Origin of the sequence: Garicola koreensis, assembly GCF_014195445.1 — a bacterium.
In the GTDB taxonomy this organism is placed as follows: domain Bacteria; phylum Actinomycetota; class Actinomycetes; order Actinomycetales; family Micrococcaceae; genus Nesterenkonia; species Nesterenkonia koreensis.
In genome coordinates this window covers 987248-1008237 of record NZ_JACIBT010000001.1, presented here as the reverse complement: position 1 = coordinate 1008237, position 20990 = coordinate 987248, and the positions used below count along the sequence as shown (strand labels likewise).

Below are 20990 nucleotides of genomic sequence, written 5' to 3'. Positions count from 1 at the left end.
TCGGGCTGAAGCTAGGCCGGTGGGGTGAAGCGGCCGTCCACCGCCGTCCACCCGCCGTCGACCCGCAGTGTGGTGCCGGTGACGTAGCTGGCGGCATCGGAGGCGAGGTAGACCACGGCACCGGCCAGTTCAGCCGGCAGCGACCACCGGCCCAGCGCGCTCTTGGCCGCATAGGCCTGGTGCCACTGGGGGTCGGACTTGATCTGGCTGGTCAGCCGGGTCTCCACCACCCCCGGTGAGACCGCGTTGACTCTGACCCCCAGCTCGCCGAACTCCGCGGCCGCAGTCTTCACCAGCTGGACAGCTCCGGCCTTCGTCGCCGCGTAGACCGACTGGCCGGGCTCGACGACCTGGTCGCGGATGGAGGAGAAGATGATGATGCTGCCGCGCCCGCGCTCCACCATCTTTTCGCCGAAGTACTTGATCACCGAGAAGGTGCCGCGCAGATTCAGGTCCACGACACGGTCGAACTCCTCGGGCGAATAGTCCAAAATCCGCTTGCGCACGTTCATCGCCGCAGTGAGGACGACGACGTCGACCTCCGGCAAACTCTCGGCCGCGTGGCGAACAGCCTCAGAATCAGTGATGTCCAGCTCTGCTGACTGACCTCCCACCGCCGCCGCGGCAGCCTGGGCCGCGTCGCCGTCGCGGTCGGCGCAGGTGATCAGCGCGCCGTGGTCGGACAGCGCTCGGGCGGCCTCGGCGCCGATGCCGCCGGCGCCGATGATCAGCGCGCGGCGCCCGTCCAGCCGAAACAGGTCACTGTAGGTGCCCTTCTGGTCCCTCTGATCCATGCTGCTGGTGCCTCACTTCATTCCGGCCGGATGATGGCCATCCGGGTGACGGTCAGTTCCTCAATGGCGAACCGGGGGCCCTCCCGGCCGATGCCGGAGTCCTTCACTCCGCCGTAGGGCATGATGTCGGAGCGGAACCCCGGCACCTCGTTGACCACGACTCCTCCCACCTCGAGCTCCTCAATCGCTCTGAAGGCGTTGGCCAGCGAGCGGGTGAAGATGCTGGCCTGCAGCCCGTAGCGCGAACGGTTGGCGGCCTCCAGAGCGGCATCCAGGTCTGGGACCGACCGGACGGCGACCACCGGGGCGAAGATCTCCTCGCACCAGGCCTGCGCCGTCTGCGGCACATCGAGCAGCACCGTCGGCTCCACGGTGCGCCCGCGGACGGTTCCTCCGTGAAGCAGCTGGGCGCCTGCCTGCTGGGCGCTGTGAATCCAGGCCAGAGTGCGCTCAGTGGCTGCTTCATTGATCAGCGGCGCCACCTGAGTCTCAGGTTCGCGCGGATCGCCGAGCTGCAGGGCTGCGACGCGGGGTGTGAGTTCAGCCAGGAACTCGTCGCGCACGGCATCGCAGACGATGACCCGCTGCACGGCGATGCACGCCTGGCCGTTGAAGTAGTAGCCGCCGCGCACCACCGCGTCGGCTGCCTTGGCCAGGTCGGCCTGGGCATCAACGATCAGCGCAGTGTTGGACCCCAGCTCGAGCAGGGTCTTGCGCGGGGCGGCGTCGCGGGCAATCTGATGGCCCACTGCGTCGGATCCGGTGAACGAGACGGCGGCAGCGCGGGAGTCTCTGACCAGCAGGCTGCCCACTTCGGCGTCTCCGGTGATCACCTGGATGATCTCAGGCGGCGCCCCATGTGCGGCGGCGGCCTTGCGGACCAGTGCGGCCAGCCACAGCGTCGCCAGGGGAGTGGCCGGAGCCGGTTTGCAGATCACCGGGCAGCCGGCGGCAATGGAGGGGGCGATCTTGTGGCTTGCCAGCAGCAGGGGCGCGTTGAACCCCGCAATGCCCACCACCAGGCCGATCGGCCGGCGGCTCCAGAATCCGACCATTCCCGCCCCTGATGCCTGCATGTCCAGCGGGACGGTCTCGCCGTGAATGTGGCCGACCTCCTCAGCGGCCGCCGACCAGGTGAACAGGGTGCGGGAGACCTCCACCTCACAGTCCCGCCGGGTCTTGCCGGACTCTGCGATGAGCAGGTCGGTGAGCTCCGCCCGGTGACGGTGCAGCTGCGCATGCACCTCAAGGAGTATGGCCCGCCGGGCCTCGGAGGTGAGCCGGCCCACCGGCTTCACCGCAGCAGCGCCGCTGGCCAGAGCCTGCTCGGCGTGCTCGGGCTGTCCCACCGGCGCGTGGGCGATGAGCGAATCATCGTAGGGAAAGGTCACAGCGGCGGTGGGCATATCCGTGACCCAGTCCGGTCCCACCGGCAGTCCCTGCGGGATGCTCGGCAGTGCGAACGCCTGGTGGCTCATCTGGTCTGCTCCTCCTCGCCGGGATGCGGTGACGGACCCGTCTGCTAGTCAAACCCTTGTCTGCTGGTCAGACCAGTGACGCGGCAGTTATAGTGTGGTCCACATCTCACTGAACGGTCAAGTCAGTCGGGGCCACGAGTTAGCCGGAGACACGGTCCCTGCCGCAGTCTTCGGGCAGGTCAGAATGGGGAGGACGCACCAGGATGAACGCATACAAGCTGGCCGTTGTGGGTGGCGACGGCATCGGCCCCGACGTGACGCGGGCCGCGCTGGCCGGGGTCCACGCCGCGGCGGCACGCTGCGGCTTCAGCATTGAGGCGACCGACTTCGATTTGGGGGCCGAACGCTACCTGCGCACCGGCGTGGTGCTGGAGGAGGAGACCGTCTCGGCCCTGCGCGAGCACGACGCCATACTGCTGGGTGCCGTGGGGGACCCGCGAGTAGCACCGGGCATCCTGGAGCGCGGACTGATCGTCGCTCTGCGCGTCGCGTTCGCCCAATCGGTCAATATTCGCCCGGTGCGCCTCTACCCGGGCGTGGAGAGTCCTGTCCGGGGTGTGACCGCCCAGAACTGCGACCTGGTGGTGATACGGGAGAACACCGAGGGCCTCTACACCGGCGGCGGATCGCTCTCCCACGCTGGCACGGAGCACGCCGTGGCCCTGCAGAACTCGATCACCACCGCCGCCGCCACTGCGGAGACGGTCGAATTCGCCTTCCAGCTGGCCCAGGCACGCCGCGGACGACTGACCCTGTGCCACAAGACCAACATCCTGCTCCACGCCGGAGGGCTGTGGCAGGACACCGTCGATCAGATCGGCCAGCGGTATCCGCAGGTCGAGCACGACTACGTCCACGCCGACGCCATGTGCCAGCACCTGCCGCTGGACCCGGGCCGGTTCGACGTCGTCGTCACCGACAACCTCTTCGGCGACATCATCAGTGACCTGGGCGCCACTGTGCAGGGTGGGCTGGGGCTCGCGGCCGGCGCCAACTACAACCCGCGCGGAACTGCCCCGAGCATGTACGAGCCGGTGCACGGCTCCGCGCCTGATATCGCAGGCAAAGGATGGGCGAACCCGGCTGCCGCGGCCCTGTCGGCCGCGATGTGCTTGGCCGGTCTGGGGGAGCGCACAGCTGCGCTGATCCTGGAAGCGGCGGTGGCCTCCGTCCTGGCAGAGCTGCCGAGCCTGGCCGGACCCGACATGGGGCGCAGCACCGAGGAGCTGGGCGAGCTGATTGCCGATCGGGTCTCCAGCATCGAGGCCCCGCAGAGTGAGGCCGGGGCACGGTCGCTGATGAGCGCACTGGGTGGGCTTGCACTGGGTGGAACTGCACAGGGTGGGCTTGCACAGGGGCACGCAGCGGCTGGGTGAGCCTGCCCAGCGGGAGTCCGAATAATGAGACGGCTTCAGCCGGGGATTGACTTCCCCGGTGCCTGCGGCAACGATTGGGGTCATGCGCACATTGCTATCTGCTGCAGTAGTACCCGTCATTACCCCCGCCGGGGCATGAGCGGACTGCTTGGCATGCACTGACGCACACCAATCGTTCACCCCGGCACGAGGGCCCCGACAGGGACTCCGGCAGCCGGGGTTTCGTCTGTGCAGGGGCATCGGGCGGGATTGAAACCGAGCAAGGCAGGGAAGAACACATGAGCACTCCCACACAGGAAAGCCCCACTTCGGCCGCCGCGCATCCGCCGCGCAGCGGGCGCATCACCAGCGCCGAAGCTCGACTCTACGGCCCCGGGCGCAGCGTGGCGTCCGAGTCGGTGACCGGCAGTCAGGCCATCATCCGCAGCCTGGAGGAGCTGGGCGTCACCGATGTGTTCGGCATCCCCGGTGGTGCGATCCTGCCGACCTACGATCCGCTGATGGACTCCGAGCAGATCAACCACATCCTGGTCCGGCACGAACAGGGTGCCGGCCACGCCGCCCAGGGCTACGCGATGGCTACCGGCAGAGTCGGAGTCTGCCTCGCCACCTCCGGGCCCGGGGCGACCAACCTGGTCACCGCCCTGGCCGACGCGGACATGGACTCGGTGCCCATGGTGGCCGTCACCGGACAGGTCAACGCCAGCGTCATCGGCACCGACGCGTTCCAGGAAGCCGATATCGTCGGCATCTCAAACCCCATCACCAAACACGCCTACTTGGTCACCGACGCCGATGAGATCCCCCAGGTGATGGCCGAGGCCTTCCACATCGCTTCCTCCGGCCGGCCCGGCCCGGTGCTGGTGGACATCACCAAGAGCGCCCAGGCGGCGGCGACCACCTTCTCCTGGCCGCCGAAGATCGGACTGGCCGGATACAAGCCGGTCACCCGCGGCCACTCCAAGCAGATCCGCGAAGCCGCCAAGCTCACAGCCTCCGCCCAGCGGCCGGTCTTCTACCTCGGCGGCGGGCTGATCAAATCAGAGGCGCACCGTGAGTTCCGTGAGCTGGCCGAGACCGTGGGGGCCCCGGTGGTCAACACCCTGATGGCACGCGGGGCCTTCCCCGACTCGCATCCGCTGAACGTGGGGATGCCCGGTATGCACGGCTCGGTCTCCGCGGTGGCCGCACTGCAGCAGGCTGACCTGCTGATCACCCTGGGCGCACGCTTCGACGACCGGGTCACCGGCCAGCTGGAGTCCTTCGCCCCGGAGGCCAAAGTCATCCACGCCGACGTCGACCCTGCTGAGATCTCCAAGAACCGCTTCGCCGATGTGCCGATCGTCGGCTCGCTGGAGTCGATCATCCCCGACCTCACCGCCGCGGTGCGCGAGGCCTTCGCCGCTGAGGGCCATCCGGACCTCGATTCCTGGTGGGCCAGGCTGCAGCGGCTCATCGAGACCTATCCGCTGGGCTGGACCGCCCCCGAGGACGGGCAGACCGCACCCCAGCAGGTCATCCAAAAGATCGGCGAAGCCTCCGGGCCCGAGGCCGTCTACGTCGCAGGCGTGGGCCAGCACCAGATGTGGGCCGCCCAGTTCGTGGACTACGAGCGTCCCCGCCAGTGGCTGAACTCCGGGGGGCTGGGCACCATGGGCTACGCGGTGCCCGCCGCCATGGGTGCCGCCGTCGGCAACCCCGACCGCACCGTGTGGGCCATCGACGGCGACGGCTGCTTCCAGATGACCAACCAGGAGCTGGCCACCTGCGCGATCAACCGGATCCCCATCAAGGTCGCCGTCATCAACAACTCCTCATTGGGCATGGTCCGGCAGTGGCAGACCCTGTTCTACGAGTCGCGCTACTCCAACACACACCTGAACACCGCCGTCAGCGCCACCGGTGACCAGGTGGTCCGGGTGCCGGACTTCGTCGCGCTCGCCGAGGCCTACGGCTGCGCCGGACTGCGCTGCGAACGCGAGGAGGACATCGACTCGGTCATCGCCGAAGCCCTGGAGATCAATGACCGCCCGGTCGTCATCGACTTCGTGGTCTCCCGGGACTCCATGGTCTGGCCCATGGTGCCGGCCGGCGTCTCCAACAGCGCCATCCAGGTAGCACGGAATATGACCCCGGACTTCGACGATGAGGAGGACTGACCATGGCAGCTGAGGCTGACACCACCACCCGCCGCACACTGTCGGTGCTGGTCGAAGACGTCCCCGGCGTGCTCTCCAAGGTCTCCGGGCTCTTCGCCCGGCGCGCCTTCAACATCGACTCGCTGGCCGTGGGTCCCAGTGAGGTCGACGGTCTCTCCAGGATCACCGTGGCCGTCAGCGCCGACTCCCACCTGCTGGAGCAGATCACCAAGCAACTCAATAAGCTGATCAACGTCATCAAGATCGTCGAGCTGGAGACCGGCAACTCCGTGCAGCGCGAACACCTGCTCATCAAGGTCAGGGCCGATGCCGCCACCCGGCTGCAGGTCACCCAAGCGGTGGAGCTCTTCCGCGCCAAGATCGTCGACGTCTCCACCGAGTCGCTGACTGTCGAAGCCACCGGCGCCACCGATAAGCTCGAGGCGCTGCTCAGCGTCCTGGAACCCTTTGGGGTGCGTGAGATCGTCCGCTCCGGCAAACTGGCGATCTCCCGCGGCTCCAAGTCCATGACCGACAAAGCCTTCAAATAAGATCAACCACCGCAACAACCTCAGGAGAAACCACTGTGACTGACCTCTATTACGACGACGACGCCGACCTGTCCGTGCTGTCCGGCAAGACTGTGGCCATCATCGGCTACGGCTCCCAGGGCCACGCCCACGCGCTGAGCCTGCGCGACTCCGGAGTCGACGTCGTCGTCGGGCTCAAAGAGAGCTCCGCCTCCCGGGCCAAGGCCCAGGAGCAGGGCCTGAAGGTCGCCACCGTCGCCGAGGCCGCCGAGGCCGCCGACGTTGTGATGATGCTGGTGCCCGATCAGCACCAGGCCGATGTGTACACCACCGATGTGGCCCCGAACCTGCGCCCCGGCAACGCGGTGTTCTTCTCCCACGGCTTCAACATCCGCTTCGACTACATCCAGCCGGCAGCAGACGTCGACGTCGCCATGGTCGCACCCAAGGGCCCCGGCCACGTGGTGCGCCGCGAGTTCGAGGCCGGCCGCGGCGTGCCGGCCCTGGTGGCGGTGGAGCAGAACCCCTCCGGCAATGCCAAAGAAATTGCCCTGGCCTACGCCAAAGGGATCGGCGCCACCCGCGCCGGAGTCATCGAGACCACCTTCACCGAAGAGGCGGAGACTGACCTCTTCGGCGAGCAGGCGGTGCTCTGCGGCGGTGCCAGCCACCTGGTCCAGTACGGCTTCGAGGTGCTCACCGAGGCCGGCTACAAGCCGGAGATCGCCTACTTCGAGGTGCTGCACGAGCTGAAGCTGATCGTGGACCTCATGGTCGAAGGCGGGCTGACCAAGCAGCGCTGGTCCATCTCCGACACCGCCGAGTTCGGCGACTACGTCGGCGGACCGCAGGTGATCACCCCGGATGTGAAGGAGAACATGAAGTCGGTGCTGGCCGACGTGCAGTCCGGGGCCTTCGCCAAGCGCTTCATGGACGATCAGCGCAGCGGGGCCAAGGAGTTCCAGCAGCTGCGCGAGAAGAACCAGTCCCACCCGATCGAGTCGACCGGACGCGAGCTGCGCAAGCTGTTCTCCTGGATCCCCACCGACGACGACTACACCGAGGGCACTGCCGCACGCTAGAGCGCACGACGTATTAGGCTGTAGTGGGCGATAAGCGCCGGAATCCAGGCCTCGGGGCCGATTATTCCGGCGCTTAGCGCCCACCTGAGGCATTCGCGCCCCTGCGCACCACTGCACACCGCGGCACATCACCAGCAGAACAGTAAGGAACCTAGTGAGCACTCGTCCCGTCGTCGTCCTAGCCGAGGAACTCTCACCCGCGACCGTTGAGGCGCTGGGCCCGGACTTTGAGGTCCGCCAGTCCGACGGCACCGACAGACCCCGGCTCTTTGCCGACATCGCCGACGCCGAGGCGCTCATGGTTCGCTCCGCCACCCAGGTGGACGCCGAGCTGCTCTCCCACGGAAAGAACCTCAGCGTCATCGCCCGGGCCGGGGTGGGGCTGGACAACGTGGACGTGCCCGCCGCCACTGAGGCCGGGGTCATGGTGGTCAACGCCCCGACGTCGAACATCGTCTCCGCCGCCGAGCTGACCTGCGCCCACATTCTGGGTCTGGCCCGGCACATCTCCCCGGCGCATGAGGCGCTGAAGGCCGGCCAGTGGAAGCGCTCCAAGTACACCGGCCTCGAGCTGCAGGACAAGACACTGGGAGTGATCGGGCTGGGCCGCATCGGCGGGCTGGTGGCCGAACGCATGGCCGCCTTCGACATGGAGATCCTCGCCTACGACCCGTATGTGACCGCAGCCCGCGCCCACCAGCTCGGCGTGCAGCTGGTCAGCCTCGACGAGCTCTACGAGAAGTCCGATGTGATCACCATCCACATGCCCAAGACCCCGGAGACGCTGGGCATGCTCAACGCTGAGGCCTTCGGGAAGATGAAGGACTCGGTGCACCTGGTCAACGTCGCCCGCGGCGGGCTGATTGACGAGGACGACCTGGCGGCCGCGCTGCGCGCCGGCACCATCGGCGGTGCGGCCATCGACGTCTTCGCCACCGAACCCTCCACCGACCTGGACTTCTTCGGCGAGGAGAACGTGGTGGTCACCCCCCACCTGGGCGCCTCCACCCATGAGGCCCAGGAGAAGGCCGGGGTCTCGGTGGCCCGCTCAGTGCGCCTGGCCCTGGACGGGGAGCTGGTCCCCGATGCGGTCAACGTCGCCGGCGGGGCCATCGACGAGCTGGTCCGCCCCGGGATCCCGCTGATCGAAAAGCTGGGCCGGGTGGTCACCGCGATGACCACCGAGGCGCTGACCGACGTGGAGGCCGAAGCGGCCGGCGAGATCGCCGACTACAACGTCTCCGCCCTGAAGCTGGCAGCGCTGAAGGGCATCTTCACCGATGTGGTCGAGGACCCGGTCAGCTACGTCAACGCACCGGTGCTGGCAGAGCAGCGCGGCATCTCCACCCGGCTGAGCACCGCCACCGAGGTGGAGGACTACCGCAACGTGCTCACCATTCGTGCCTCCACCTCCTCCGGCACTCAGTTCGAGGTTCGCGGCACACTGACCGGACCGAAGCAGATTGAGAAGATCGTCGGCATCAACGGCTACGACCTGGAGATCCCACTCAGTGACCACCTGGTGGTCTTCGAGTACTCCGACCGGCCCGGCGTCGTCGCTGCTTTGGGTAAAATCTTAGGCGAGCACACCATCAACATCGCCGGCATGCAGATCAGCCAGAACACCAAGGAAGGCCGGGCGCTGGCGGTGCTGACCATCGACTCCGCACTGCCGGCCGGGGCGCTGGAGACCATCAGCACCGCAGTTGAGGCGGCACTGGCGGCCGAAGTGGATCTGGAAGAGAAGTAGGAGCCAGCAGACACTCATGGCAGAGCAGCCCACGTACTACATCACCACGGCGATCACCTACCCCAACGGTGAGCCGCATATCGGCCATGCCTACGAGTATGTCTCCGCCGACGTGATGGCGCGGTTCAAGCGTCTGGACGGCTACCAGGTGCGCTTTCTGACCGGCACCGATGAGCACGGCTCCAAGATGGAGCAGACGGCTGCGGGACTGGGCGTCACCGCCCAGCAGCTGGCGGACCGCAACGCCGCGGCCTTCAAACGGGTCGACGACGAAGTGCTCAACATCAGCTACGACCGGTTCATCCGCACCACCGACGCCGATCACTACCGGGCCTCGGCTGCGATCTGGACACGGATGCGCGAGGCCGGCGACATCTACCTGGACACCTACGCCGGCTGGTACTCGGTCCGCGATGAGCGGTTCTTCACCCAGGAGGAGACCGAGGTGGACGCCTCCGGTCAGCGCATCGCCACCGAGACGGGCACCGAGGTGACCTGGACCGAGGAGGAGTCCTACTTCTTTCGGCTCTCCAAGTACCAGCAGCCGCTGCTGGACTTCTACCGGGCCAACCCGGACTTCGGCGGACCCCGAAGCCGGTTCAATGAGGTGATCCGGTTTGTGGAGGCGGGGTTGGATGACCTGTCCATCTCCCGCACTTCGGTCAGCTGGGGAATCCCCGTCCCGGAGTCCCCGGGCCACGTGATGTACGTCTGGGTCGATGCCCTGACCAACTACCTCACCGGTGTGGGCTTCCCGGACACCGACGCCGAGGACTTCACCACCTACTGGCCGGCAGATCTGCACATCATCGGCAAGGACATCTCCCGGTTCCACTGCATCTTCTGGCCGGCCTTTCTGATGAGCGCGAAGGTGGAGCTGCCCAAGCGAGTCATGATCCACGGCTTCCTGCACAACGCCGGGGAGAAGATGTCCAAGTCGGTGGGCAATGTGGTCGCCCCGGAGGATTGGGTGAACACCTACGGACTGGATGCGGTGCGCTTCTTCCTGCTGCGCGAGTTCCCCTACGGTCAGGACGGCTCCTACACCCACGACGCCGTCGTCGGGCGTAAGAACTCGGACCTGGCCAACAACCTGGGCAACCTGGCCCAGCGCAGCCTGTCGATGATCGTGAAGAACTGCGAGGGTGCGATCCCGCAGCCCGGTGAGCTGGCTCAGGCCGACCGGGCGATCCTCGCACAGGCCGAAGAGCTGCTGGAGATCAACCGGGCCGCCTACCAGGTGCAGGACTTCCACCGGGCGCTGGAGCGCACCTGGTACGTGCTGGGGGAGACTAACGCCTACTTCGCAGACCAGGCGCCCTGGCAGCTGAAGAAGACCGACGCGGCACGCATGGCCACAGTCCTCTACGTGACCGCCGAGGTGATCCGCAAAGTGGCGCTGCTGGCCCAGGCGGTGATGCCCGAATCGGCGACCAAGCTGCTGGACGCGCTCAGTGTGCCCGCCGCCGGCGACGCCGGAGCCACCAACGCCTCCAACACCGGACCGCGATCCCTCGCCGCCTTCGACGAGCAGCTGGTGCCCGGCACCCCGGTCGAGAAGCCCAAGCCCATCTTCCCGCGCCACGAAGACTAACCCCCCCCCGAGCAATTATCACCGTGTTATCGGATCATCACCCCCGCAGAGGACGGTGATCACCCGATAACCGGGTGATAAAGCGCAGGGGAGCGCAGTGACTAAGGCGCAGAGATGGCGCAGATCATCTACAACGTCAGGAGCAGCACGTGAGTACCAAGCAGTTCGACATCGCAGTCATCGGCGGCGACGGCATCGGCCCCGAGGTCGTGGCTGAGGCTCGCAAAGTCCTCGACGCCGCCCTGGCTGATCAGGACGCCCAGCTGACCTACACCGAGTACTCCCTGGGCACCGAACACTGGTTGGCCACCGGTGAGACGCTGCGCGATGAGACCCTGCAGAAGCTGCGCGGCCACGACGCGATCCTCTTCGGCGCCGTCGGCGCGGACCCGCAGGACGAGCGGATCCCCTCCGGGCTCATCGAGCGGGACCTGCTGCTGAAGCTGCGCTTCGAACTGGATCACAGCATCAACCTGCGCCCGGTGCGCACCTATCCGGGGGTGGCGACACCGCTGGCCTCCGAGGAGGACTTCGACTTCGTCGTCGTGCGTGAGGGCACTGAGGGCCCCTATGTGGGCAACGGCGGAACCCTGCGCCGGGCCACGCCGCAGGAGATCGCCACCGAGGTCTCCGTCAACACCGCCCACGGGGTGTCCCGGGTGGTCGCCGACGCGTTCGGACGGGCCGAGTCCCGACGCGGACACCTGACCCTGGTGCACAAGCACAATGTGCTCACCCACGCCGGTGACCTGTGGCGACGCACAGTCGAGGCCGAAGCGGCCAAGCACCCGCAGGTCAGCTGGGACTACATGCACGTCGACGCCGCCACCATCCACATGGTGGCCAACCCGCAGCGCTTTGACGTGATAGTCACCGACAACCTCTTCGGCGACATCCTCACCGATCTGGCCGGAGCGGTCTCCGGGGGCATCGGCCTGGCCCCCTCGGCCTCCATCAATCAGGAGGCCAGTGCGCCCTCGATGTTCGAACCGGTCCACGGCTCGGCACCGGACATTGCTGGGCAGCAGATCGCCGATCCCAGTGCCGCAGTGCTCTCCGCAGCCCTGATGCTCAACCACCTGGGCCTGAGCAGCGCGGCCGCGCGCATCGAATCGGCCGTGCACGACCAGCTGCGCGAATGGGCGCGGTCGCAGACCGGGCACGGCCTGAGCACAGCTCAACGCGGGGATGCCTTCGTGTCCCGGCTCACCCCTGCCGCTGTGAGCTGAGCACCGCTAGAGTGTGCACCAGCACCCGTCTCACCGGAACGAAAGGTCCGTATCGCCATGACCGACTTCACTGTTGAAGCGCACCACAACCCGACCTCGGCTGAGCGGATCGCCCAGATTCTTCAGGACCCCGGCTTCGGAACCCACTTCACCGACCACACAGCGGTGATCGACTGGACCGCAGAGGCCGGCTGGCACAACCACCGGGTAGAAGCCTATGGGCCGATCAGCATGGACCCGGCGGCGGCAGTGCTGCACTACGCCCAGGAGGTCTTCGAAGGCATGAAGGCCTACCGGCACGACGACGGCAGCATCTACACCTTCCGGCCGCACGCCAACGCGGCCCGGATGAACAGATCGGCCCAGCGTATGGCGCTGCCGCAGCTGGATGAGCAGGTGTTCATCCAGTCGCTGGAGCAGCTGGTGGCCGCAGACAAGCAGTGGGTTCCCGACGGTGAGGGGGAGGCGCTGTACCTGCGGCCCTTCATGTTCGCCACTGAGGCGTTTTTGGGAGTGCGGCCGGCCAAGGAGATCAGCTACCGGGTCATCGCCTCACCGGCGGGCAACTACTTCGGCGGTGAGCTCAAGCCGGTGCGGATCTGGGTCTCCCGGGAATTCAACCGGTCCGCCCCCGGCGGCACCGGCGCCGCCAAGACCGGCGGCAACTACGCCGGCTCGCTGCTGCCCCAGCAGCAGGCCGCGGAGCAGGGGTGCGACCAGGTGCTGTTCCTGGACCCGCTGCACGACAACGCCATTGAAGAGCTCGGCGGTATGAACGTCTTCCTGGTCACCAACGATGGGCGGCTGCTCACCCCGGCGCTGACCGGCACGATCCTGGAGGGCATCACCCGCTCCTCGGTCATCCAGCTGGCCCAGGACCGCGGCCTCACCGTCGAGGAGCGCCGCATCACGCTTCAGGAGTGGGAGCGCGGCGTCGACGAAGGCACCATCACCGAAGTCTTCGCCTGCGGCACCGCCGCCGTCATCACACCGATCGGTGAGCTGGTCGATGGGGAGAAGACCATCGCCTCCACCGGCACCGGGGAGGTCACCCAGGCGATCCGTGATGAGCTGCTGGGCATCCAGACCGGCACGGTCGAAGACCGGCACGGTTGGCTGCACCGGCTGGCCTGAACAGGCTGACCTGGACTGAGCCGAGCAGCTCAGAGTTCAGCCAGCGCAGCCTCCAAGTCGTCCAGGCCGAGGGCGCCCAGTGAGAGCGCCTTCATATGCCAGGCCTTCAGGTCGAACTTCGCACCGCGTGCAGCATGGGCGGTTCGGGCGGCTTCGCGACCGCTGAGCCACGCGCGCTCACCCAACTTGTAGCTGATCGCCTGGCCGGGCCAGCCCAGATACCGCACGATCTCTGAGGCGATGAACTCCCGGGACCGTCCAGAGTGCAGCCGGAAGAACTCTTCGGCCAGCTCCGGGGTCCACCTCTGACCCGGTGCGATGGGGGAGTCAGCGGGGACGGGCAGCTGAAGGTGCATCCCGACGTCGATCACCACCCGTACTGCGCGCATCATCTGGGCTTCCAGGTAGCCCATACGCTCTTCGGCGTCGAGGCAGCCCAGCTCATCCATCAGCCGCTCAGCGTAGAGCGCCCACCCCTCCGTGGCGCCGGAGGAGGAGCCGATGGTGGTCTGAAACAGCGAGAGCTCACCGGAGACATGAGCCCACTGCGCCAGCTGCAGATGGTGGCCGGGCACCCCCTCGTGATACCAGGTGGAGACCAGGTCATAGAGGGGGAAGACTGTGCGGCCCTGGGTCGGCAGCCAAGTGCGGCCCGGCCGGGCGAAGTCCACCGAGGGCCGGGTGTAGTAGGGGGCGGCCGCACTGCCGGCCGGGGCGATTCTCGCCTCCACAGTTCTGATCGGTTCGGCGATCTCGAAGTGGGTGCCGTCCAGTTCGGTGATCGCCGAGTCCATCATCTGCTGCAGCCACTGACGCACTTCCTCGACACCCTCCACACGCTTACCGTGCTCATCGAGCCAGGCCATGGTCTCCACCGGGGTGGAGCCGGGCCGAATCTGCTCGGCCAGCTCACGCATCTGCGCATCGATCCGCTGATACTCCGCCCAGCCCCAGGCGTAGACCTCCTCCGGGTCGATGGAAGCGCCCGTCCAGCGACGGGTGTTGAGCAGATAGCGATCACGGCCCACCGCGTCGGGCACACCCTGGGCGGCCGGCAGATAGGTCTCACCCAAGTAGCTGCGCATATCGGAGACTGCGACCACCGCAGAGTCGGCGGCCCGTCGCAGGCTCTGCTGCAGCACTGTGGGCCCGTTGGCCACGAAGTGGTGGAACCAGCTGGTCCCACCACTGGTCGCCTGGTCGCTGATCCACTCACCCAGCTGATCGATGATGGTCTCCACCTGCCGCGGCGCCGACAGAATCTGACGACGTCGTCCCTCCTCCAGGGTTTCTCTCAGGGACGCATAGCAGTCGCTGAACTTCGCCATCCGGGCCGCGATCACCTTCCAATCTGCCTCGGTGGCGGTGGGCATCATCAGAAACAGGGAGCGCGCCCCGTGGATGGGGGAGGCGATATTGCGCAGCACCAGCAGCTGCTCACCGGTCTCGGTGATCTGAAGCTCGACTCCGATCCGGTCGCGCAGCAGCGTGGCGCAGCGGGCCTCAACCTGGTCGAAACCCTCAGCTGGGGCCTGGGCCTGCAGCTCATCCAGCCGGGCGAGCACCTGGTGGCCCAGGTCTGTGCGCGCTCGGTGCCGCGCCGGAGAGTAGTCGGGCATCCGCTGGTCGTCGGGGTTCAGCCCCAGCGCGGTGGCCACCTGCGGCTCCAACTCGGCCAACCGGTGCACGTAGGCGTCTGCCAGCTGACGTGGGGTGCGGGCATCCTCAAGACTGCTCATGCGACCAATCCTGCCAGAGGCCGATTCTTTCGCAGGTGAATGTCCTGCTGAAGTGCACCATGGTCTGGGTGATTCGCTTGGGCGCCTGCGGTATTCCCCGTCCCTGTTTCAGCTGGCGCCGTCTGCGACGTGGACATGAAACACCTGCGGGGATCACAGCAGGGTGACTTGGTCGAGCAACTCGGCGCGGCCGCCCTGAGGGCGATAGGGTGAAGCCATGAAGATCTGCCGATTCGTCACCGACGCTGAGCCCGCCTATGGAATCCTCGCCGGCGCTGAGGGGGAGGAATCCATCATCGAACTGGTGGGAGACCCCTTCTACCAGGGCATTAAGGAGTCCGGACAGACCCATAAGCTCGACGACGTCCGGCTGGTCGCCCCCATCATTCCGCGCTCCAAACTCATCGGTGTGGGCCGCAACTACCTGGACCACGCCAAAGAGATGGGCAACGATGCCCCGGCCTCGCCGCTGCTGTTCCTGATGCCCAACACTGCGGTGGTCGGCCCCAATGAGCCGGTCACCATGCCGGCCTTCTCCGAGGAGGTCAGCTACGAGGCTGAGCTCGCGGTCGTCATCGGCCGCATCTGTAAGGACGTGCCGCTGGACCGGGTCTCCGAGGTCATCTACGGCTACACCGTGGCCAACGACGTCACCGCCCGCGACGCCCAGCGCACCGACGGCCAGTGGGCTCGCGCCAAGGGATTCGACACCTCCGTGCCGCTGGGCCCCTGGATCGAGACCCAGCTGGACAGCGAGGACCTGCGGGTCACCGGCCGACTCAACGGAGAGACCGTCCAGGACGGCAGCACCGCAGACATGATCTTCGGCGTGGCCGAACTGGTCAACTACATCTCACAGGCGATGACGCTGCTGCCCGGCGACGTGATCCTCACCGGCACCCCGGCCGGGGTGGGGCAGGTCACCGAGGGCGACCGCTTCGAAGCCGAAGTCGAAGGCATCGGCACCCTGACCAACTTCTTCCGCTCCTGAAAGGACGAACACACCACGCTATGAGCGCAGCTGCTGAGGCCTCAATCCCGCTGGTGGAGGCCACCACACCGGTACGGGTGAGGTTCTGCCCCTCACCCACCGGCACCCCGCATGTGGGGCTGATCCGCACCGCCCTGTTCAACTGGGCCTACGCCCGCCACACCAACGGCAAACTGGTCTTCCGGATCGAGGACACCGACGCCAAGCGCGACACGGAGGAGTCCTACCTGCAGCTGGTGGAGGCGCTGCGCTGGTTGGGCATGGACTGGGACGAAGGCGTAGAGACCGGCGGCCCGCATGAGCCCTACCGGCAGTCCCAGCGCGGCGAGCTCTATCAGGAGGTGCTGACCAAACTGCTGGAGGCCGGCTACGTCTACAGGGCCTACTCCACAGCCGAGGAGGTCGAGCAGCGCCACCGGGCTGCCGGCCGGGATCCCAAACTCGGCTACGACAACTACGACCGCGACCTCACCGCCGATCAGGTGGCTGCCTTCGAAGCGGAGGGACGTCAGCCGGTGCTGCGGCTTCGGGTCCCGGATGAGGACATCACCTTCACCGACCTGGTCCGCGGTGAGATCACCTTCACCGCCGGCTCCACACCGGACTTTGTGGTGGCCCGAGCCAACGGTGAGCCGCTCTACCCCTTCGTCAACCCGGTCGACGACGCGCTGATGGGCATCACCCACGTGCTGCGCGGCGAAGATCTGCTCAGCTCCACACCGCGCCAGATTGCGCTGTACCGGGCGCTGTACGCCGTCGGGGTTGCCGAGCACCTGCCGGCCTTCGCCCACCTGCCCTACGTGTTGGGGGAGGGGAGCAAGAAGCTCTCCAAGCGCGACCCGCAGGCGAACCTCTTCCACCACCGCGACCGCGGGTTCATCCGTGAGGGGCTGCTGAACTACCTGGCGCTGCTGGGCTGGTCACTGGCAGCCGATGAGGACATCTTCACCGTCGATGAGCTGGTGGAGAACTTCGACGTCACCGATGTGCTCAGCAACCCGGCCCGGTTCGACGTGAAGAAGGCCGAGGCGATCAACGGCACCCACATCCGCCGGCTTCAGGCCAAAGACTTCCGCGACCGGCTGGCGCCCTACCTGCGGGCGCAGCAGCTCATCGGCGAGGAGCTCTCCGAGCGGGAGGCCCAGCTGCTCGACGGTGCGGCACCGCTGGTGCAGGAACGCATTGCCCTGCTGGCCGAGGGTGCGGACATGATGGCCTTCCTGTTCGTGGCTGATCAGGATCTGCCGATCGAGGAGAAGGCCTTCAGCGGCATCGGGCCCTCCGATGAGGTCCTGCAGGTGCTGGACGCCTCCACGGCGGCCCTGGAGAAGCTCGACGACGACGCCTGGGGCACCGAGGCCGTTGAGTCTGCGCTGCGTGAGGCGCTGATCGATGGGCTGGGTCTGAAGCCCCGCAAGGCCTTCGGCGCGGTCCGCTCAGCCGTCTCCGGCCGGAAGGTGTCCCCACCGCTGTTCGAGTCGATGGAGCTTTTGGGCAGGGAATCTTCATTGAAGCGCATCGCCCGGTTCCGCGGACTGGCCGAAGCTCGGGGCTGAGCGCAGCGCGGTTTGCTGAGTCTGCCGATGCTCGTGTAAAGTTGTGTGGCGTTGCCCGGTTGGGCAGACAAAGCATTGGGCTATGGTGTAATTGGCAACACGTCGGTTTCTGGTACCGTTATTCTAGGTTCGAGTCCTAGTAGCCCAGCGGTCTGATTTGCAGCTCAGACTTGTGGCTTGATAAGCTACCTCAGCTCCCGCAGAGCGGGAGCATTACTTATGAAAACAGCATATGGCCCCATCGTATAGAGGCCTAGTACGCCGCCCTCTCACGGCGGTAACGCGGGTTCGAATCCCGCTGGGGTCACGAGAATTTCATACAGCACAGAGCCCCAGGTCGAATCGGCCTGGGGCTCTGTGCTGCGCCCGGACTTCCGGTGTGCTGTGAGAGGCTGAAGAGATGCGAATTCTGATGCTTCGGCACGGCCAAACGCCGTCGAACGTACGTGGTCTGCTGGACACCGGAGCGCCCGGCCCGGGCCTGACACCGTTGGGGCAGCGGCAGGCTGAGGCGGTGCCCCAGGTGCTTCAGGACCGTGAGGTGGATGCCGTCGTCGTCTCCTCGCTGCTGCGCACCTCGCTGACTGCGGCACCGCTGCTGCACCAGCGCGGGATGGAGAAGTTGATCATCCCCGGCCTTGCGGAGATCGAGGCCGGCGACCTGGAGATGGCCGATGACGAACCGTCCCAACGGACCTATATTGAGACCGCCTTCGCCTGGTCCGGCGGCGAGCTGCACCGCAGCATGCCCGGCGGCCCTGATGGTCGGGCATTCTTCAGCCGGTTCGATCAGGCGATCGCTGACATTGCGGCATCGGGGTGGCGCAGCGCAGTGGTGGTCTCGCACGGGGCCGCGATCCGCACCTGGAGCAGATCACGGGTGGAAGGAGTCGACGTCGACGCCCTGACCCGGCACCACTTCGCCAACACCGGGGCCCTGGAGATGGAAGGCGACCCTTCCACCGGGTGGCGGCTGCTGGACTGGACCTCTGATCCGATCGGTGGGGCTGAGCTGGCTTCTGAAATCGCCGAGGATCCCACCGGCGAGCCCGCCTAGAACGGCTTCCGGCGGCGGAATACGGCGTCAGGCACTGAAGTTGTGCCCGGTATGAAAACAGTGGGATTCAGCACACCAGGCGGACCGGACGTCCTTGAAGTTCTCGACCTCCCGACCCCCACCCCCGGACCCGGCGAGCTGCGCATCCGCGTGCACGCCGCAGCGGTCAACCCCACCGACCTGATGAGACGGCAGGGCACAGGAACCAGCGGGTCGAAGGCCCCCTCCCCGCCTCATGTGCCGGGAATGGACGCAGCCGGTGTGCTGGTCGAAATCGGTCCCGGAACGGACACCGAGCTGTCCGTGAACGACCACGTGATCGCTGTGGTCGTGCCCTCCGGCACCCATGGGGCGTACGCGGAGCAGATCGTGGTGCCGGCTGAATCCGCTGTCCGCGCACCGGAGGGCGCCAGCCACGTCGAAGCGAGCACGCTGCCCATGAACGGCCTGACCGCCCGGCTGGCGCTGGACATCCTGGGACTGGCTCCAGGCAGCGTGCTCGCAGTGACCGGTGGTGCGGGCGCGATGGGCGGCTACACGATTCAGCTTGCCAAGCTGGCCGGGCTGAGGGTGGTCGCAGATGCCGCCGAGGCGGACGAGGCCCTGGTCGCTGAACTCGGCGCTGATCTGGTGCTGCCCCGCGGCGAGGGTTTTGCCCAACGGGTTCGCGAGCATTTCCCCGACGGGGTCGACGGCGCGGTCGATGGTGCCATGCTGCACCAGAGCCTGGCACCAGCATTGGCCGATGAGGCCACGATCATCACCATCCGCGGCTACCAGGAGCCCGGGGAGCGCGGCACCCGCTTCCAACCGGTCTGGGTGCGCGAGTATGCGACTGCCCAGGAGAAACTCGATGAGCTGAGCCAGCTGGCACGGCAGCAGAAGCTCAGGCTGCGGGTCGCAGACACCCTGCCGAAGGATCAGGCAGCCCAGGCTCACCGCAGGCTGGAGGGCGGAGGCGTCCGGGGCCGACTCGTCATTGAGTTCTGAACGAGTCCGACCTAGCGTGGATGGTGAGCAGTGGTGTTCCCCGACCGTAGGAGAGGCAGCTGTGCCGCATGGTTCTGGATGACCTTCTCGACGTGGAGCACCGCGGCTGGCAGTCGCTGTGTGAGAGCAGCGGTGCAGACTTCTACGGCACGCTGATGCTCGACGACGGCGTCATGATCCTGACCCACGGCTACGTCTTCGATCGCCAGCAGGTCATCGACTCACTCAACGATGCGCCCGCCTGGAGCCACTATGAGATTACCGAGCCGCGTCTCATCGAGCTCACTGATGAATGCGCAGTCCTTGCCTACCGGGGCACCGCCTGGCGGCACGGGGAAGATCCGGAATTCCGGGCATTGATGTCCAGCGTCTATGTCCGGCGCGATGGGAAGTGGCGGCTGGCTTCGTACCAGCAGACTCCGGTTCCAGAATGACCAGACCACACTGCGTGACGGATATGTGAAAGGACTGCGCTGTGAAGAAAGTGACGCCGCTGCAAGTAGGCTCGATGTTTACGACCAAGCGAATGGAGGGCGCCTCGGGGCAGCCCTTCCCGCGGCACACTGCCTCCGTCGAATCCGTGCTGGTGGTGACCGAGGGACGCTGTGTTCTGAAGTTCACCGATCAGGACCATGCAGTGGAAGCAGGAGAGTCCTTCATCGTTCCCTCCGATGCATGGCACCAGGTGGTCGCAGACCCGGCTTTCAAAGCAGTCCACGTCATGCCCCACGAGATCACGTTCGAATTCGCCGAGTGACAGCTGCCTCGGCGCGCGAGGCGGCACCAGGCAGATCGTCCGGAATTTCTGAGAGTTGAAGAACTCAGGGTTCCCACTGGATGCCCTGTGGTGGGATCATGAGTACATGAATACCACACACGTCACTTTAGGCGACCGAGGACGACTGGTCATCCCCGCCGAAATGCGCAATCGACAACGCTGGAGGGCGGGCACCCCTTTGGTCTTCGTCGACACTGCAGACGGTGTAGTTCTCATGTCCCGGGAGCAGGCACGCGAACGCATCCGACAACAGCTGGAAGGTAAAGAACTGGTCGAAGAGCTCCTGTCGGAGCGACGACTTGAGGCCGAGCGGGACGACCAGGCCGCATGACTGTCATCGACGCTTCAGCGTTGCTCGCGTTCTTGAAGAGCGAATTGGGTCAGGATGTCGTAGAGGAGGCACTTGACGCCGAAGTGCGCGTCAGCGCGGCGAACTGGTCCGAGGTGGCGCAAAAGATCGCCGCCGCAAATGGGGACTGGAATATGGTGAGCACAGTCCTGAAAAGCTACGGATTACGTGTTGAACCGGTGACTGAGACGGATGCAGAAGTGGCTGCTGAAATCTGGGAACCCGGGCGTGGACTGTCCCTCGCCGATAGACTCTGTATCGCTCTGGGCACACGGTTCGATGACACAGTGATGACTGCCGATCGCGCTTGGGGCAGTGGGCGAAGGATCCGGCAGATCAGGTAGCGAGGCCGTGGCAGCCTCGTGGGACTTGCTGGATTTTTGTCGGAATGATCGGGCCCGCCGGCTTCTTAGCACCAAGAATCT

The 20990-nt window shown here is 66.4% G+C and carries 19 protein-coding genes and 2 tRNA genes; 18 read left to right on the top strand and 3 right to left on the bottom strand.

Going from position 1 to position 20990, the window contains the following annotated elements:
* Nucleotides 1-11 precede the first annotated feature (11 nt).
* Complete coding sequence (locus FHX47_RS04725; RefSeq protein ID WP_183357671.1) at nt 12-794, bottom strand: SDR family NAD(P)-dependent oxidoreductase; 783 nt, start codon at nt 792-794, stop codon at nt 12-14.
* Between the two features lie 17 nt (nt 795-811).
* Nucleotides 812-2272, bottom strand: coding sequence for an aldehyde dehydrogenase family protein (locus FHX47_RS04720; protein ID WP_183357670.1), 1461 nt, complete (start codon nt 2270-2272; stop codon nt 812-814).
* A 203-nt stretch (nt 2273-2475) separates the two neighbouring features.
* Between FHX47_RS04720 and FHX47_RS04715 the strand changes: the two genes are divergently transcribed.
* The 8 genes from FHX47_RS04715 to FHX47_RS04680 all read left to right on the top strand — a co-directional run bounded on the left by FHX47_RS04715 (nt 2476) and on the right by FHX47_RS04680 (nt 13105).
* Nucleotides 2476-3648: a 3-isopropylmalate dehydrogenase gene (locus tag FHX47_RS04715; RefSeq protein ID WP_183357669.1), complete on the top strand. Its 1173-nt coding sequence runs from the start codon at nt 2476-2478 to the stop codon at nt 3646-3648.
* A gap of 278 nt (nt 3649-3926) precedes the next feature.
* Entirely contained in the window at nt 3927-5807 is a 1881-nt protein-coding gene (locus FHX47_RS04710) for an acetolactate synthase large subunit (protein ID WP_183357668.1), read from the top strand.
* A 2-nt stretch (nt 5808-5809) separates the two neighbouring features.
* Nucleotides 5810-6337, top strand: coding sequence for an acetolactate synthase small subunit (ilvN, locus tag FHX47_RS04705; RefSeq protein ID WP_183357667.1), 528 nt, complete (start codon nt 5810-5812; stop codon nt 6335-6337).
* 35 nt (nt 6338-6372) lie between these two features.
* Nucleotides 6373-7398 (top strand): ketol-acid reductoisomerase, encoded by a 1026-nt coding sequence (gene ilvC, locus FHX47_RS04700; protein ID WP_183357666.1) that lies wholly within the window; start codon nt 6373-6375, stop codon nt 7396-7398.
* A gap of 154 nt (nt 7399-7552) precedes the next feature.
* Nucleotides 7553-9148: a phosphoglycerate dehydrogenase gene (gene serA, locus FHX47_RS04695; RefSeq protein WP_183357665.1), complete on the top strand. Its 1596-nt coding sequence runs from the start codon at nt 7553-7555 to the stop codon at nt 9146-9148.
* 16 nt (nt 9149-9164) lie between these two features.
* Nucleotides 9165-10742, top strand: coding sequence for a methionine--tRNA ligase (metG, locus tag FHX47_RS04690; RefSeq protein ID WP_246327912.1), 1578 nt, complete (start codon nt 9165-9167; stop codon nt 10740-10742).
* Between the two features lie 149 nt (nt 10743-10891).
* Nucleotides 10892-11971, top strand: a complete 1080-nt coding sequence (locus FHX47_RS04685; protein ID WP_183357663.1) for a 3-isopropylmalate dehydrogenase — start codon at nt 10892-10894, stop codon at nt 11969-11971.
* Between the two features lie 57 nt (nt 11972-12028).
* On the top strand, nt 12029-13105 hold the full coding sequence (locus FHX47_RS04680; RefSeq protein WP_183357662.1) for a branched-chain amino acid aminotransferase: 1077 nt from the start codon (nt 12029-12031) through the stop codon (nt 13103-13105).
* A gap of 29 nt (nt 13106-13134) precedes the next feature.
* Here the strand turns inward: FHX47_RS04680 and FHX47_RS04675 are convergent, their stop codons facing one another.
* The gene (locus FHX47_RS04675) at nt 13135-14844 is read right to left on the bottom strand and encodes a DUF885 domain-containing protein (protein ID WP_183357661.1); all 1710 of its coding nucleotides are present in this window, start codon (nt 14842-14844) and stop codon (nt 13135-13137) included.
* Between the two features lie 217 nt (nt 14845-15061).
* On the opposite strand from FHX47_RS04675, the gene FHX47_RS04670 reads away from it, so the two are divergent.
* The 10 genes from FHX47_RS04670 (at nt 15062) to FHX47_RS04625 (ending at nt 20909) form a co-directional block, all read left to right on the top strand.
* Entirely contained in the window at nt 15062-15835 is a 774-nt protein-coding gene (locus tag FHX47_RS04670) for a fumarylacetoacetate hydrolase family protein (RefSeq protein ID WP_183357660.1), read from the top strand.
* A gap of 20 nt (nt 15836-15855) precedes the next feature.
* Nucleotides 15856-17391 (top strand): glutamate--tRNA ligase, encoded by a 1536-nt coding sequence (gltX, locus tag FHX47_RS04665; protein ID WP_183357659.1) that lies wholly within the window; start codon nt 15856-15858, stop codon nt 17389-17391.
* A 76-nt stretch (nt 17392-17467) separates the two neighbouring features.
* Nucleotides 17468-17539: transfer RNA gene (locus FHX47_RS04660), tRNA-Gln, on the top strand.
* 86 nt (nt 17540-17625) lie between these two features.
* Nucleotides 17626-17698, top strand: a tRNA-Glu gene (locus FHX47_RS04655).
* Between the two features lie 93 nt (nt 17699-17791).
* Nucleotides 17792-18448, top strand: coding sequence for a histidine phosphatase family protein (locus FHX47_RS04650; RefSeq protein ID WP_183357658.1), 657 nt, complete (start codon nt 17792-17794; stop codon nt 18446-18448).
* A 51-nt stretch (nt 18449-18499) separates the two neighbouring features.
* Nucleotides 18500-19438, top strand: coding sequence for an NADP-dependent oxidoreductase (locus FHX47_RS04645; protein ID WP_183357657.1), 939 nt, complete (start codon nt 18500-18502; stop codon nt 19436-19438).
* Between the two features lie 68 nt (nt 19439-19506).
* Nucleotides 19507-19872, top strand: coding sequence for a nuclear transport factor 2 family protein (locus FHX47_RS04640; protein WP_183357656.1), 366 nt, complete (start codon nt 19507-19509; stop codon nt 19870-19872).
* A 74-nt stretch (nt 19873-19946) separates the two neighbouring features.
* The gene (locus tag FHX47_RS04635; RefSeq protein ID WP_183357877.1) at nt 19947-20195 is read left to right on the top strand and encodes a cupin domain-containing protein; all 249 of its coding nucleotides are present in this window, start codon (nt 19947-19949) and stop codon (nt 20193-20195) included.
* A 106-nt stretch (nt 20196-20301) separates the two neighbouring features.
* Entirely contained in the window at nt 20302-20547 is a 246-nt protein-coding gene (locus tag FHX47_RS04630; RefSeq protein WP_183357655.1) for an AbrB/MazE/SpoVT family DNA-binding domain-containing protein, read from the top strand.
* The gene (locus FHX47_RS04625) at nt 20544-20909 is read left to right on the top strand and encodes a type II toxin-antitoxin system VapC family toxin (protein ID WP_183357654.1); all 366 of its coding nucleotides are present in this window, start codon (nt 20544-20546) and stop codon (nt 20907-20909) included. The genes FHX47_RS04630 and FHX47_RS04625 overlap by 4 nt, the downstream gene beginning before the upstream one ends.
* Nucleotides 20910-20990: the final 81 nt, after the last annotated feature.